We start from the raw sequence: 14,053 nt of genomic DNA, 5'->3' as shown, positions 1-14,053 counted from the left end.
TCCTACTTTGATTAAATAAAAGATTAAAAAATCAATCTACGAGAAAAATCTATTTACACAAAAAATTTGACAGTTTCTAATTTTATTTTTTGGAATAACAATAACTAAAAAATAATTTAAAAAGTAATCATATATTTTTAGTTTTTTGGTAAAATAAAGTTAAGAAAGAGGTGCTTATTATGTTAAAGCAATATTCACATATTCAAATTGCTGTTGATGGTTCAAAGGAAGCTGATTTAGCCTTTTCAAAAGCTGTTGCAATTGCTAAAAGAAACAACGCAAATTTAGAGATTTTACATGTTATTGATACTAGATCATTTCAAAATGTTTCTAGTTTTGATTCAGCAATGGTTGAACAAGTTTCAGCTGATGCCAAAAAGAAGTTAGAAGAATATTATGATCGCGCTGTAAAAGCTGGTATCAAAAATGTTCACTACTCTATTGAGTTTGGTTCTCCAAAAACAATCATCGCTCATGAGTTCCCACAAAAGCATCAAACAGACTTAATTGTACTAGGAGCAACTGGTCTTAATGCAGTTGAAAGGTTACTAATTGGCAGTGTAACTGAATACGTTACTAGAACAGCTGATTGTGACGTCATTGTTATTCGACAAAAATAATTTTTATAATTTAATAGAGAAAAAAGCTTTAAGTATGTAGCAACATACTTAAAGCTTTTTTAGAAGTCTCCTGCAGTTGAGAAGATATAATCTTTATTATGAAATTTCATTGATAAAATCAAGCCAATACCAATCATATTACCAATCAGGGCTGATCCACCTTGGGAAACAAATGGTAATGGAATACCTGTTAGTGGAAGCAAGTCTATACTCATTCCAATATTTTCAAAAACGTGGAATAAAATCATCATGATAATCCCAGTTGAAATATATGAGTAAAATGCATTTCTTGTATCGAAACTGATCATGACCATTTGAATTATTAAGTACAAATAAATCATTATTAATACAACGCCACCAACAAAACCGAAGCTTTCACCTAATACAGAGAAAACCATATCACTACTTCTTACAGGGACATAAACACTTGATTTCCCAAAACCAGAACCCAAAATTTGCCCCGATCCAATTGCCTTCATACTTTGCCATAATTGATATGCACCAGAGGAAGTATCACCTGAAGGATCAAGCCAAGAATTTATTCTTTCAAATTGATATGCTTTAAAGAAATGGCCTAAAAAGGCCTGTCCCCAACTTGTTGTAACCAGTAAGATTGTCGTTGTTCCTAGCACTGCAATCACAATAAAAGTTGGTACAATTATTTTCCAAGTTATCCCTGACACCAAAATAACACCGCCAACAATTGCGAAGAATACCAGCATTGTACCGAAGTCATTTTGTAATTTTAACAAAACAGCAATTGGCGCTAACCAGGCAAATATTTTCCCTAGAAGTAGCCAATCATTTCTCCATGTATGGCCATAATATTCATTATGATCTTTAACAATTCTAGCCAACATTAATATAAATGCTGGCTTCATTACTTCTGATGGTTGAAAAGTCAATGATCCCAATTTGAACCAACTTTTTGCACCATTATTAACAAAGCTACTTCGATCATAAAAAATTAAAACTAAAATTAAAAGTATTATACCTAATGCATAAGCATACGGTGCTATTTTAAAAAGTTGATCTGCATCAAATTGCATAATCACAATTACAAGTGCAATTGACAAAATATACCACACTGCCTGTCCAATCACTGCTTTAAAAGGAGTTCCCAATGTGGAGTCATTGCTTGCAGCTATCCATATTGCATAAAAACTGATTATTGCTAATAATGCAATTGCTCCAACAATTCCCCAAGCAACTCGATCGTAAATATCAGTTTTATTTTGTAGTTTTGCCATTAATTAATCACGACCCATTTTATTTTTCATGAAGGGCAAAGTAAGAAAGTAAGTCATTAATACTACTTTCCAAACTCTTTGAAAAAAGGACATTATTGCTCTTATTAGTAGTTGCGCGATAGCGACCTTCCACCTTTTCAATGATACCAATAGCCTTTTTGTTTGGAATAATAACTTCCCAACTAGGAATGGACTTTCCTTTAAGTTCATTTACTTCAATTGAAATATTTTCAAGCTTTTTAGACATAATTACTCCTATTTAGAATGAAACTTTTTGGCAATAATTGGATCCTCATATTTTTCGGGATGAGGATTTCGCCTTAAAGTAAAGTGGTCCGGAACTGGATCAACTCCACCACGAACAAAGGGATTGCAACGAATTATTCTCGCAATCCCCATTATTAAACCCTTTAACGGTCCATGCTTACGCAAACTATCAATCATATAACTTGAACATGTTGGATAGTACCGACAAGTTGGTGGTAAGATTGGCGAAATAAATTTTTGATAAGCTCGAACCAAAAAGATCAATAATTCTGACAATATTTTCTCCTAACGGCCCTGGTGCTTTTCAATATTTTTAAGTAATGCACCTGTACCTAAAGCAACCGCTTCAAGTGGGGAATCAGCCGTTAATACTGGAACTTGTAAATAATATGCAATTAATTTATCTAAGTTTGCAAGCAATGCTCCACCACCAGTAAGCATAATACCACGATCAATAATATCTGCGGAAAGTTCTGGTGGGGTTTGTTCCAATACTTCCTTAGTCGCCCGAACGATTGACATCAAGCCATCGTGTAATGATTCTTGAACTTCAATCGCTGAAATAGTGGTTTGCTTAGGAAGCCCTGCAACCATATCTCTACCTCGAACTGTAATTTTCTTTTCGGGATCTGGTTCAAATGCACTACCGATTTCGATTTTAATTTGTTCAGCTGTTCTAGAACCAATTAATAAGTTCCGATTATTTTTAATGTAACTTACAATTGCTTGATTCATCTTATCACCAGCCCAACGCAAGGACTTAGCAGTTACAATTTCACCCATTGATAAAACAGCAATATCTGTTGTTCCACCACCAATGTCAATAACCATATTTCCTTGTGGTTTAAAGATATCAAGTCCCGCTCCTACGGCTGCTACCTTAGGTTCAAAATCCAGGTAAACTCTTCCGCCACCTGATTTTTCAGCAGCTTGAATAATAGCCTTTTGTTCAATTGATGTTACACCAGTTGGAGCACAAATTAAAATGTTAGGCTTTGCCATAAAGCCCTTAACATTGAGCTTTTCAATGAAATAACTGAGCATTGCTTCAGTAATATCAAAATCTGCAATTACACCATTTTTTAATGGGCGAATAACTCTAATATTTCCTGGAGTTCTACCAACCATTTCATAAGCTTCAGTACCTACCGCCACTACTTCATTATTTTCAGTGTTAACTGCAACAACAGAAGGTTCATTTAAGACGATACCTTTACCTGATACGTTAATTAATACATTAGCTGTACCTAAATCAATTCCGATGTCTTTTGCCAATAGTATATCCTCCAATTTTATATCACGAAAAATTATACCATACTTGGCCTTATCTTGCCTGTCAGATTGCAATTGCTTTATTAATTATTAAAAAGATTAGTCAAAGTTAAAGAATAATCCATGAATGCAATAAAAAACTGCCCTACTAAATACCCTAAACCAAGTGCTAAAAAAATGTCCAAAATTTGTTCTTCAAAAATCTTTTTTATTTTAAATAGTTTACTTAAATCTAAACATTTAATTGCTTGAAAAGCTAAAGCAGTTGTTACGAAATAAATAAATAAACTTAAAAGTGCATGTAAACCCAATTGTTGCATAAACTTCTCCTTATAAAGAAAAAAGCAAACGCTTAGCGCTTGCTTTTCAATTATTTTTGTTGTGTACTTTGATGAACATTAATTCTGTTAACAGCACGCTTCAAAGCAACAGAAGCTCTTTCATATGAGCTTTCATTATGACTTGCTTTGGCTTCCTTTAAATGCTGCTCTGCACGCTTTTTAGCAGCTTCTGCACGTGACAAATCAATATTTCTAGCACGTTCAGCACTGTCAGCGATAATTGTTGCAACATTATTTGAAAAGTCGATATAGCCACCATTTACAGCAATATGATCAACACGATTGTTTAATTGTTTTCCTCTTTTTACTCTTACATCACCAATTACAAGAGGAGTTAAAAATGGAGTATGATTGTACATTACAGCTCTTTCTCCATCAATCGCTCTCATAACGACAATGCTTGATTTATGAGAATAAATTAAACCATCAGGAGTCACAACATTTACTGTCATTAACTTTTCAGATTCTGCCATAAAGCATCACCCTACTTTTCTGCTAATAAGGCCTTAGCTTCTGGGTCAGATGGTGTTACACCCATCTTTTCTGCCTTTTTGATGACATCTTCAATTGGTCCAACACCTCTAAATGCATCTTCAGGCAAGTCATCTAAATGACCATCCAAAATCATCTTAAAGCCTTTAATAGTTTCTTTTACAGGAACATATGAACCTGGAACACCAGTAAATGTTTCTGCAACAAAGAAGTTTTGTGAGAGGAAGAATTGAATCTTACGAGCACGCGCAACAATCATCTTTTCTTCGTCTGACAATTCATCCATACCTAAAACTGAGATAATATCTTGCAATTCATGGTAACGTTGCAAAACATGTTGCACACGTGTAGCAACTTCGTAGTGTTCTTCACCAACAACTTCTGGATCCAATGCACTTGATGTTGATTCAAGTGGGTCAACAGCTGGATAAATACCTTGTTCAACCAAACTACGTTCAAGATTAGTAGTTGCATCAAGGTGAGCAAAAGTAGTTGCTGGAGCAGGGTCAGTATAGTCATCAGCTGGAACATAAACAGCTTGAATTGAGGTTACAGATCCCTTCTTAGTAGAAGTAATTCTTTCTTGTAATTGCCCCATTTCAGTTGCTAGTGTTGGTTGATAACCAACGGCACTTGGCATACGACCAAGTAAGGCTGAAACTTCTGACCCAGCTTGAGTAAATCTAAAGATATTGTCAATGAACAAAAGAACATCTTGACCTTCAACATCTCTAAAGTATTCAGCGATTGTCAATCCAGTTAATGCAACACGCATTCTGGCACCAGGTGGCTCATTCATTTGACCGAAGACCATAGCAGTTTTATCTAAAACACCAGATGCCTTCATTTCAAAGTATAAGTCGTTCCCTTCACGGGTTCTTTCACCAACACCAGTAAATACTGAAATACCACCGTGTTCTTGGGCAATATTATGGATTAATTCTTGGATAATTGTAGTTTTACCAACACCAGCACCACCAAATAATCCAACTTTACCACCACGAACATATGGTTCAAGGAGGTCAATAACCTTAATACCAGTTTCAAGGATTTCACGGCTAGTAGTTAATTCAGAATACTTAGGAGCTTCCTTGTGGATGCTATCACGACGATGATCAGCAGGGAACTTAGGGCCATTATCAATTGGATCACCTAGGACATTAAATACACGTCCCAAAGTATCGTCACCAACAGGTACGGAAATTGGAGCACCTGTATCAACGACCTTCATTCCACGTCTTAAACCGTCGGTAGATTCCATAGAAATGGTTCTTAACACACCATCTCCAAGCTCAAGTGTTACTTCAAGTGTAATGGTTTCATCATCTGACTTAATAACATGCAAAGCATTGTTAATATCAGGTAAGTTTTTGTCAATTGGGAATTGTACGTCAACAACAGGTCCAACGACTTGAACGATTTCACCTTCACTCACAATATCTACCTCCTTTTCTTATTATTCTAAGGCGTTTGCACCACCAATAATTTCACTTAATTCAGTGGTGATTTGCGCTTGTCTTGCACGGTTCATTTGCGTAGTTAATCTAGAAACTAAATCACTTGCATTATCAGAAGCACTTTGCATTGCTGTCATCGAACTTGCATGTTCAGCAGTCTTCGCATCCAAAATGGCACCATAAATTGTTGAACGCGCAAATTGTGGTAACAATGCTTTCAAAGCAGTATCAATATCTGGATCGATATCATATTCAAGCTTTGCATGTGCTTCAGCTTCCTCACTACCAATATCCAAGTCAGAAATTGGTAGCATTTTTTCAACACGGAAAGCAGATGATAAAGAATTAACGTGGTGAGTATAACAAACATAAAGTTCATCATAGACACCATTTAAGTACATCTTAATTGCGGTTGAAACAATTGGTAAAACTTCATTAAATGATGGTACATCACTTATCCCAGAATTTTCATAAACAACATTCATGTTATTTTTCTTGAAAAATTGGGCTCCAACTCGACCAACTGCTAAAACTTTAACATCTTTATTTTCTGCTTTGGAATCTTCAAACAAGCCCATCATGTTCTTAATTACTGTTGAATTATAAGAACCAACTAATCCACGATCCCCAGTAATTACTAGATATCCTGTAGATTTGATTTCTGGTCTTGCTTGAATTAAATCAGAAACAATCCCTAAACCAAATACATTTGTGTAATCGAGTTTAGCAAGATTTTTAGAATTAACAGGAACATTTTCACTCTTTAAGTGGTCGACAATTTGAGCACTCATTAAATGAGAAACTGTCTTTTTCAAAGTGTCATTATAAAGAGTATAGCCCTTATCTTTCTTTTCTGTCTGATTAAGCTTTGCTGCAGAAACCATCCGCATTGCTTGTGTAATTTTTCCAGTTTGCTTAACTGACGCAATTTTTTTCTTTAATTCAAGTAAAGAAGCAGGCATAAATTACCTCCTAGTTCTTACTTGTTGGTGTGAAGCCTTCATTAAAGCTCTTAATAGCTTCATTCATTTCGTCTTCATCTGGCAAATCTCCAGTTTCACGAATTGTTTTAAGCAAGTCAGCATGGCTTGATTCAAAGTTAGAATCAAGTTCATGTTCATATCTTGCAACATCTTCAACTGGAATAGAGTCAAGGAAGCCGTGAGTTAAAGCATAAAGAATCAAAACTTGCTTTTCAACAGGAAGTGGTTCATGTAATGGTTGCTTTAAGACTTCAACAATTCTACGTCCACGATTAAGTTTAGCTTGAGTAGCTTGGTCTAAATCGCTACCGAATTGAGCAAAGCTTTCAAGTTCTCTAAATGAAGCAAGGTCAACACGCAAAGTACCTGCAACCTTCTTCATAGCTTTAATTTGCGCACTACCACCAACACGAGAAACTGATGCACCGGCATCAATAGCTGGACGAGTACCTGCAAAGAATAAATCACTTTGAAGGAAAATCTGCCCATCTGTAATAGAAATTACGTTAGTTGGAATATATGCAGAAATATCTCCCGCCTCAGTTTGAATAAATGGTAATGCTGTTAGAGAACCTCCACCAAGCTTATCACTAAGCTTGGCACTACGTTCAAGCAATCTTGAGTGAATATAGAAAACATCACCAGGGTATGCTTCACGACCAGGCGGTCTACGGATTAACAATGAAAGTTCACGGTAAGCAACGGCTTGTTTTGAAAGGTCATCAAAGACAATCAAAACATCCTTACCATTGTACATAAACTCTTCTCCCATTGCTGTACCAGCATAAGGAGCAATGTAAAGTAATGGTGCAGGAGCACTTGGTCCTGCTTCAACTACAATTGTATAATCCATAGCGCCAAAACGCTTTAATGTTTCTACTTGACTTCTAATTGTTGATTCTTTTTGACCAATCGCAACATAGATACAAATAACATCTTGTCCCTTTTGATTCAAAATAGTATCAATTGCCAAGCTAGTTTTACCAGTTTTACGGTCACCAATGATTAACTCACGCTGACCTCTACCAATTGGAACCAAGGCATCGATAGCCTTAATACCAGTTTGAAGTGGTTGGTTAACTGATTGACGATCCATAACGCCAGGAGCTTTAGATTCAATTGGACGTGTCTTATCGGTCTTAATTTCACCTAAACCATCAACAGGTTGACCTAAAGGATTAACAACTCGACCAATTAAGGCTTCCCCAACTGGGACTTCCATAATTCGGCCAGTTCTTTTAACTCGGTCACCTTCTCTAATGTTGTCGTATTTACCTAAAATGATAATCCCAACATCATTAGTTTCTAGGTTTTGGGCAATACCGTAAGAGCCGTTTTCGAATTCAAGTAACTCATTAGCCAAAACATTATTTAAACCATGTGCTCTGGCAATACCGTCACCGACATAGGTAATGACACCTACTTCGTCGATATCGAGTTTGTCATCGAAGTGTTCAAGTTGTTTCTTGATCAATGAGCTAATTTCTTCCGCTTTGATGCTCAATGGTTTCACCTCTTTTAAATATTTTCAACTAATTGTGCACGAATTTTCTTTAACTTGTTTTTTACACTGCCATCAATTATATAATCTTCAACTTCCAAAATAACCCCTCCAATAATTGAAGGATCAACTTGGTTAGTTAATTTTAATTCTTTAAGATCATATTTTTCAGCATAAGCTTGACCAAGTTTATGTAATTGCTCGTCATCTAACTTAACAGCACTAATAACTTTTCCAAAAGCTATATTATTAAGCTTGTTATAGCGCATATTAAATTGATTAACAATATCAGGTAGTACTGCAAATCGACCATAGTCAAGTAATAATTCTAAAAACTGCTGTAGTTCTTGTGAAAAATCAGCACTAATATTTTTTAATAGTTGCTTTTTTTCTTCCATACTGTAAACAGGTGAAGATAAAAACTCACTCAAACGAGGATTATCTAAAATTGCAGTCTTTAAAACTTGCAATTCACTGTAAACATTGTCTAAAGAATTATTATCTTGACAATAGCCGAATAGGGCAGCACCATAGCGTGCACTGATTTCTTCTCTACTTAATGCCATTATTTATTCAACCCCTTAATAAATTGGTCGACTAAATCATTTTGATCTGCAGCAGATAAGTTCTTAGCAATAACCTTTTCTGCGATTTGAACTGAAATATCAGCAACTTGTGCTTGTGCTTCGTTCAAAGCATCATTCTTAGCTTGAATCGCATCAGCTTTCGCCTTTTCACGGATATTTTTAGCTTCTTCGTTAGCTTGGTTCAAAATATCCTTTCCAGCTGCTTCAGCATTAGTTTTTGCAGTAGAGAGAATTTGCGTAGCTTCTTGTCTAGAACTCTTTAATTGTTCTTCACGTTCACCAGCCAAAATTTCGGCTTTTTTCCGTTCATCTGCAGCTTTATCTATATCTTCAATCACTTGTTGACGACGTTTTTCCATCATATCAGTGACTGGACCCCAAGCAAAATGCTTAACAGCCAATAATAATATTGCAAATAAAATCAGGTAATATATGGTGTCTCCCAAATAAAGATCAGACTTTTCAGCGGCAAACAAAATGTTAGTCATATACTGCCCTTCTCTCTAAATAAATTCCTTTTAACAGATTAACCTAAGAAGAAGATCAAGAAGGCAATAACAACTGCCAAAATAGGAACAGCTTCAATCAAACCAACACCGATAAACATAGTTGAGCGTAATTCAGATGCGCTTTCTGGTTGACGAGCCATACCTTGGATGGTTGTACTGATAACCTTACCGTTACCGTATGATGCAGCAAGGGCTGCTAAACCTGCGGCGATAGCAACAGCTAAAAACTTCATAAAATAACCTCCGAATATAAACTATTCTTGTGTAACCTTTTTACCAATATAAACCATAGAAAGAGTTACAAATACATATGCTTGGATAGAGCCAATGAAGACTGAGAAACCTTGCCAAATAATGGTCAAAGGTGCTGATAAAATAATGGTTCCAATTCCAAAACTATGGGCGAAATCATTACCAATCAATGTAAGCAAAACTTCACCAGCATAAATATTACCGTAAAGACGTAACGACAATGTTAAGAAGTTAGTGAATTCTTCCATTACGTTAATTGGCAAGAAGAATGGCAATGGTCGAGCATAATTCTTCAAATAGCCAAATGTTCCAAACTTCTGAACACCAAAGTTATAAGATAACAGTAATGTCATCATTGCCATTGTCATGGTAATAGTTGGATCAGCTGTTGGTGATTTAAACAACATCAATCCATTCATATCTTTGACTTCTAGGAATAAACCTAATTGGTTTAACCACCAAATGAATAGGAATAAGACAAATGCATAAAGTGATAAATGTTTTTGAGCATCTTCATCTTCAACATTGCTTTTCACAATTCCATCAGTGAAATCAATAATGTATTCAAGAACGTTTTGCTTTTTACCTGGTCGCAATTCAACTTTTCTTGCTAACCAAAAGCACATTCCAAATACAATTAAAGCTACCAAAGTCCCACCTAGTATGTTACTAACATTAAAGGTAAGACCAAATAGCCTGAGTATTTCGGGTTTCTCCATAACTTCGTGACCTCCTTTCCTGTGCTGAATACCTCAAACACGGTATTCATGATACCACCAATTCACTCTCTTTGTAAAAAGATGAAAGCGTATTAACTTAAAAAAATGTTATACATATTTAATCTATTTGTTTATTTGGTACCAAATAAACGATCTCCGGCATCCCCTAACCCTGGGAAAATATAACCATTATCCATTAATTTTTCATCTTCAGCTGCAGCATAAATATCTACATCTGGATGAGCTTCTTGAATATTTTTTACACCTTCAGGTGCTGCAACTAAAACCGCCAAGCGAATATTTTTAGCGCCACGTTTTTTAAGAGCATCAATCGCCATATTCGCAGAACCGCCAGTTGCAAGCATTGGATCCACAATTATTACATCACGCTCTTCAATATCTTGTGGCATTTTGAAGAAATATTCATGTGGCTTCAATGTTTCTTCATCACGATACATACCAATGTGGCCAACTTTAGCTGATGGAATCATTTGTAAAACCCCATCAACCATACCTAAGCCAGCTCTTAAAATTGGTACAATAACTAACTTCTTACCAGCAAGTTCTTTTTGGGTTGTCTTGCCAATAGGAGTTTCAATTTCCACATTTTTCAGTGGTAAATCACGGGTCATTTCGTAAACCATTAAGCCACCAATTTCACCAACGATTTGTCTAAATTCGTTAGTACCAGTGTCTTTTTTACGAATGATGGTTAACTTGTGTTGAATCAATGGGTGATTCAAAACTGTAAATTTTCCCATATTAGCCTCCTAAAATAAAATACCAATATCAGTATTATTTTATAAAAAAAAGCTAAAGGTTTAAACCTTTAGCTTTGAATTATTTTTAATTTTTATAGTGATGACCTGCTGCTGCCTTATTTAAACGATTCATATAGGCCAAACTTTGCTCGCCTTCATCAAAGCCTTGAACATAAATCGTCTTGATACTTGCTTCATCATCAAAAAATCGCAATGCACTAAATAAGTTGTGATCAGCATCTTTTAAGTCTTTACCTAAGCTAAATTTATTTTCAGCTGGTAAATCTAATGTATCTAGCACGCTATCAAGAGCTGCTACTGCAGTGTCACTCGTGTAACTAATTTTAGAAAAGTCCTTAACATCATCTACAACCCATACTGGAGCACTTGGAGCATAATGGCGATATTTCATCCCAGGTGCTTTAGGAATTGTCTTATCAGAAACCTTACCAGTATTGATCAGAACTTTTTCTCCTAAAACTTTACTTAATTCCTCAGGAGTAATTTGACCTGGCCGTAAAACAATTGGAGTTTCAACTGACAAATCAATAATTGTTGATTCAAGACCTACTTCAGTTGCACCGCCATCAATAATCGCACTAATTTTTCCTTTTAAATCATGATAAACATGTTCAGCAGTTGTTGGTGAAGGTTTAGTAGAAGTATTAGCTGATGGACCAACAATTGGATAACCTAACTTAGAAATTAATTCATGAGTTAATTCATCGTCAGGACATCTAAAAGCAGCAGTTTTTAAGCCACCTGTCACTACAGTCGGCAAACTACCTTCTTTAACTAATAAAAGTAAAGTTAATGGGCCTGGCCAAAAATGCTTAATTAACTTTTCAGCCCGTTCCGGAATAAACTTAGCATATTGCTTCATCATATCTTCATCACTAACTGTAACAATTAGTGGATTATCACTAGGGCGTCCTTTAGCTTTATAAACATTTTTAACGCTTTCTTCTTTGGTAGCAATTGCACCTAAACCATAAACTGTTTCCGTAGGAAAAGCAACCAATTCACCATTTTTTAGAAATTCAACAGCTTGATCTATTTGATCTTTCTTTAAAATTTGTGTTTCCATTATTTTTGCCACTTTCCATATACCATTCTTGGTTTACCGGCCAAATCATCTTTAAATTCAACCTTAAAATCAGGCAATTCTTCTGTAAATAATTTTGCTAAATCATCTTTTTCACTAAATCCAAATTCCAAGAAGAATTGACCTTCATCAGTTAAATGTTCACGAACTTGTTTAGCAAATCTACGATAAAATTCTAGGCCATCTTTTCCACCAAAAAGAGCTTCTTCAGGTTCATTTTGCAAGACGTTGCTGTCCATCAGATTTTTTTCTTCTGGTCGAATATATGGCGGATTTGAAATAATTAAATCAAACTTCTCTAGACCAATTAATACATTAGCTTTGCGAACAGTAACATCAAGATCAAAAGTTAAGAAATTTTCTTCACAAGTTCTTAATGCAGAGTCGGAAATATCACTTGCATATAAAGTTAAATCCTTTATTCCTTTTTTACTTGCTTCTTTAGCTAGTGCTACCATAATTGCCCCTGAGCCTGTACCAAGATCTAAAATTCTCATTCCATCATGTAAATGGTCCAAAGCCCATTCAACCAATTCTTCAGTTTCAAATCGGGGAATTAAAACGCCTCTTTGCACCATAATCTTATAACCTAAAAACCAAGCATATCCCAGAATATATTGTGGGGAGACATTTCTAGCTAATTTTTTGAAGTCTTTTTGAAGTTGCTTTTCTAATTTGCTACTTGCCTCAGAATCTTGCTTTAATTGAAATTCACTAGGCGTCAGTCCTGCTCGCTCTGAAATCAGGTAAGAAATATCTTCTATACTAGCTTCTGGTGCTCGCATTTGACCTAACTGAACTAATTGTTTTAATGTCTTAGGCATTATCTTCTGCCAACTCCTCTAATTGCTTAGTTTGGTAGTGAACGATTAATGCAGAGATAATTTCATCAAGTTCACCATTCATAATTCGATCTAATTTATTTAAAGTCAAACCAATTCTATGATCTGTTACTCGATTTTGAGGGTAATTATATGTTCTAATTCTTTCTGAACGATCCCCAGTACCAACCGCGTTCTTACGTTTTTCATCATAGCTAGCTTGGTTTTGACTTTCATAGTAGTCATAAACACGTGACTTCAAAATTTCCATAGCCTTTGCCCGGTTTTGTTGTTGTGATCTCTGGTCTTGCATTGCTACAACAATACCTGTTGGAAGGTGGGTCATACGAACGGCACTAGAAGTTTTGTTAATGTGCTGACCACCTGCACCACTTGAACGATAGACATCAACTCTAATATCTTTTGGATCTAAGTCAATATCTACTTGTTCATATTCAGGCATAACGGCAACTGTTGCAGTTGAAGTATGAACACGACCTTGTGATTCAGTTACTGGGATTCTTTGAACACGGTGAGCACCATTTTCATATTTTAATTTTGAATAAACCTTATCACCAGTAATCATAATAGCAACGTGCTTATAACCACCTACTTCAGTAGTTTCTTCATCAATCACAGAAATCTTCCAACCTTGTGTTTCCGCATATTTTTCATACATTCTAAGTAAGTCACCAGCAAATAATGAAGCTTCATCCCCACCAGCTGCTCCGCGGATTTCCATGATAATATCTTTATCATCATTAGGGTCTTTTGGAAGCATCAAAATTTTAATTTCTTCTTCAAGTTCAGCAACTTCTTTTTCTAAGTCACTATTTTCTTCTTTAGCCATTTCGACTAAATCTTCATCAGATTCATTTTCAATGATTTCTTTATTATCAGAAATAGTCTTTTGATCTTCTTGATATTTGCGATATTTTTGGACAACTTCACGCATATCTGCTTCTTCTTTTGAAATTTCCATATAACGTTTAGTGTCATTAATAACTTCTGGATCAGCCATCAATTCTTGAATTTCTTCATAACGTGCTACTAATCCTTCTAGTTGAGCCATTACCTTATCCATTTAATTCTTCCCTTCTTCTAGTAGTAAACTTC

18 protein-coding genes are annotated in these 14,053 nt (G+C 35.4%); 1 reads left to right on the top strand and 17 read right to left on the bottom strand.

Translation table 11 applies throughout. The annotated features are described in order from the left end of the window. Window positions 1–179: 179 nt before the first annotated feature. Window positions 180–620, top strand: a complete 441-nt coding sequence (locus ETI37_RS06895) for a universal stress protein (RefSeq protein WP_006586532.1) — start codon at window positions 180–182, stop codon at window positions 618–620. A gap of 59 nt (window positions 621–679) precedes the next feature. Here ETI37_RS06895 and ETI37_RS06890 read toward each other — a convergent pair whose 3' ends face one another. The 17 genes from ETI37_RS06890 to prfA all read right to left on the bottom strand — a co-directional run bounded on the left by ETI37_RS06890 (window position 680) and on the right by prfA (window position 14,021). After that, window positions 680–1,870 (bottom strand): FtsW/RodA/SpoVE family cell cycle protein, encoded by a 1,191-nt coding sequence (locus tag ETI37_RS06890; protein WP_048588166.1) that lies wholly within the window; start codon window positions 1,868–1,870, stop codon window positions 680–682. Window positions 1,871–1,889: 19 nt separating this feature from the next. Further along, on the bottom strand, window positions 1,890–2,117 hold the full coding sequence (locus tag ETI37_RS06885) for a DUF2969 domain-containing protein (protein ID WP_006586530.1): 228 nt from the start codon (window positions 2,115–2,117) through the stop codon (window positions 1,890–1,892). Between the two features lie 8 nt (window positions 2,118–2,125). Beyond that, window positions 2,126–2,413, bottom strand: coding sequence for a membrane protein insertion efficiency factor YidD (gene yidD, locus ETI37_RS06880; RefSeq protein ID WP_006586529.1), 288 nt, complete (start codon window positions 2,411–2,413; stop codon window positions 2,126–2,128). 9 nt (window positions 2,414–2,422) lie between these two features. Next, complete coding sequence (gene mreB, locus ETI37_RS06875) at window positions 2,423–3,412, bottom strand: rod shape-determining protein (protein WP_006587177.1); 990 nt, start codon at window positions 3,410–3,412, stop codon at window positions 2,423–2,425. A gap of 80 nt (window positions 3,413–3,492) precedes the next feature. Then, the gene (locus tag ETI37_RS06870; RefSeq protein ID WP_006586527.1) at window positions 3,493–3,729 is read right to left on the bottom strand and encodes a DUF1146 family protein; all 237 of its coding nucleotides are present in this window, start codon (window positions 3,727–3,729) and stop codon (window positions 3,493–3,495) included. Between the two features lie 50 nt (window positions 3,730–3,779). Then, window positions 3,780–4,223 (bottom strand): F0F1 ATP synthase subunit epsilon, encoded by a 444-nt coding sequence (locus ETI37_RS06865; protein WP_006586526.1) that lies wholly within the window; start codon window positions 4,221–4,223, stop codon window positions 3,780–3,782. 11 nt (window positions 4,224–4,234) lie between these two features. Beyond that, the gene (gene atpD / locus ETI37_RS06860) at window positions 4,235–5,677 is read right to left on the bottom strand and encodes a F0F1 ATP synthase subunit beta (protein ID WP_006587176.1); all 1,443 of its coding nucleotides are present in this window, start codon (window positions 5,675–5,677) and stop codon (window positions 4,235–4,237) included. Between the two features lie 21 nt (window positions 5,678–5,698). Next, the gene (locus tag ETI37_RS06855) at window positions 5,699–6,661 is read right to left on the bottom strand and encodes a F0F1 ATP synthase subunit gamma (RefSeq protein WP_006586524.1); all 963 of its coding nucleotides are present in this window, start codon (window positions 6,659–6,661) and stop codon (window positions 5,699–5,701) included. Window positions 6,662–6,671: 10 nt separating this feature from the next. Further along, complete coding sequence (gene atpA / locus ETI37_RS06850; protein WP_006587175.1) at window positions 6,672–8,186, bottom strand: F0F1 ATP synthase subunit alpha; 1,515 nt, start codon at window positions 8,184–8,186, stop codon at window positions 6,672–6,674. Window positions 8,187–8,200: 14 nt separating this feature from the next. After that, the gene (locus ETI37_RS06845; protein WP_006586522.1) at window positions 8,201–8,749 is read right to left on the bottom strand and encodes a F0F1 ATP synthase subunit delta; all 549 of its coding nucleotides are present in this window, start codon (window positions 8,747–8,749) and stop codon (window positions 8,201–8,203) included. Continuing rightward, window positions 8,749–9,258: a F0F1 ATP synthase subunit B gene (gene atpF / locus ETI37_RS06840; RefSeq protein WP_143458498.1), complete on the bottom strand. Its 510-nt coding sequence runs from the start codon at window positions 9,256–9,258 to the stop codon at window positions 8,749–8,751. Before atpF ends, ETI37_RS06845 begins: the two co-directional genes overlap by 1 nt. A gap of 38 nt (window positions 9,259–9,296) precedes the next feature. Next, a complete protein-coding gene (gene atpE / locus ETI37_RS06835) occupies window positions 9,297–9,512 on the bottom strand; it encodes a F0F1 ATP synthase subunit C (RefSeq protein ID WP_006584495.1) in 216 nt (71 codons plus the stop codon). Window positions 9,513–9,533: 21 nt separating this feature from the next. Further along, window positions 9,534–10,250, bottom strand: a complete 717-nt coding sequence (gene atpB, locus ETI37_RS06830) for a F0F1 ATP synthase subunit A (RefSeq protein ID WP_006586520.1) — start codon at window positions 10,248–10,250, stop codon at window positions 9,534–9,536. 131 nt (window positions 10,251–10,381) lie between these two features. After that, the gene (gene upp, locus ETI37_RS06825) at window positions 10,382–11,011 is read right to left on the bottom strand and encodes a uracil phosphoribosyltransferase (protein ID WP_006586519.1); all 630 of its coding nucleotides are present in this window, start codon (window positions 11,009–11,011) and stop codon (window positions 10,382–10,384) included. Between the two features lie 85 nt (window positions 11,012–11,096). Continuing rightward, complete coding sequence (locus tag ETI37_RS06820) at window positions 11,097–12,098, bottom strand: L-threonylcarbamoyladenylate synthase (protein WP_006587174.1); 1,002 nt, start codon at window positions 12,096–12,098, stop codon at window positions 11,097–11,099. Then, window positions 12,098–12,940 carry a peptide chain release factor N(5)-glutamine methyltransferase gene (gene prmC / locus ETI37_RS06815; protein ID WP_006586517.1) on the bottom strand — a complete coding sequence of 281 codons (843 nt, stop codon included), beginning with the start codon at window positions 12,938–12,940 and terminating at the stop codon, window positions 12,098–12,100. The genes ETI37_RS06820 and prmC overlap by 1 nt, the downstream gene beginning before the upstream one ends. Beyond that, window positions 12,933–14,021 carry a peptide chain release factor 1 gene (prfA, locus tag ETI37_RS06810; protein ID WP_006586516.1) on the bottom strand — a complete coding sequence of 363 codons (1,089 nt, stop codon included), beginning with the start codon at window positions 14,019–14,021 and terminating at the stop codon, window positions 12,933–12,935. Before prfA ends, prmC begins: the two co-directional genes overlap by 8 nt. Window positions 14,022–14,053: the final 32 nt, after the last annotated feature.

Source organism: Lactobacillus mulieris (assembly GCF_007095465.1).
GTDB lineage: Bacteria > Bacillota > Bacilli > Lactobacillales > Lactobacillaceae > Lactobacillus > Lactobacillus mulieris.
This window is presented reverse-complemented; position numbering and strand designations above follow the sequence as displayed.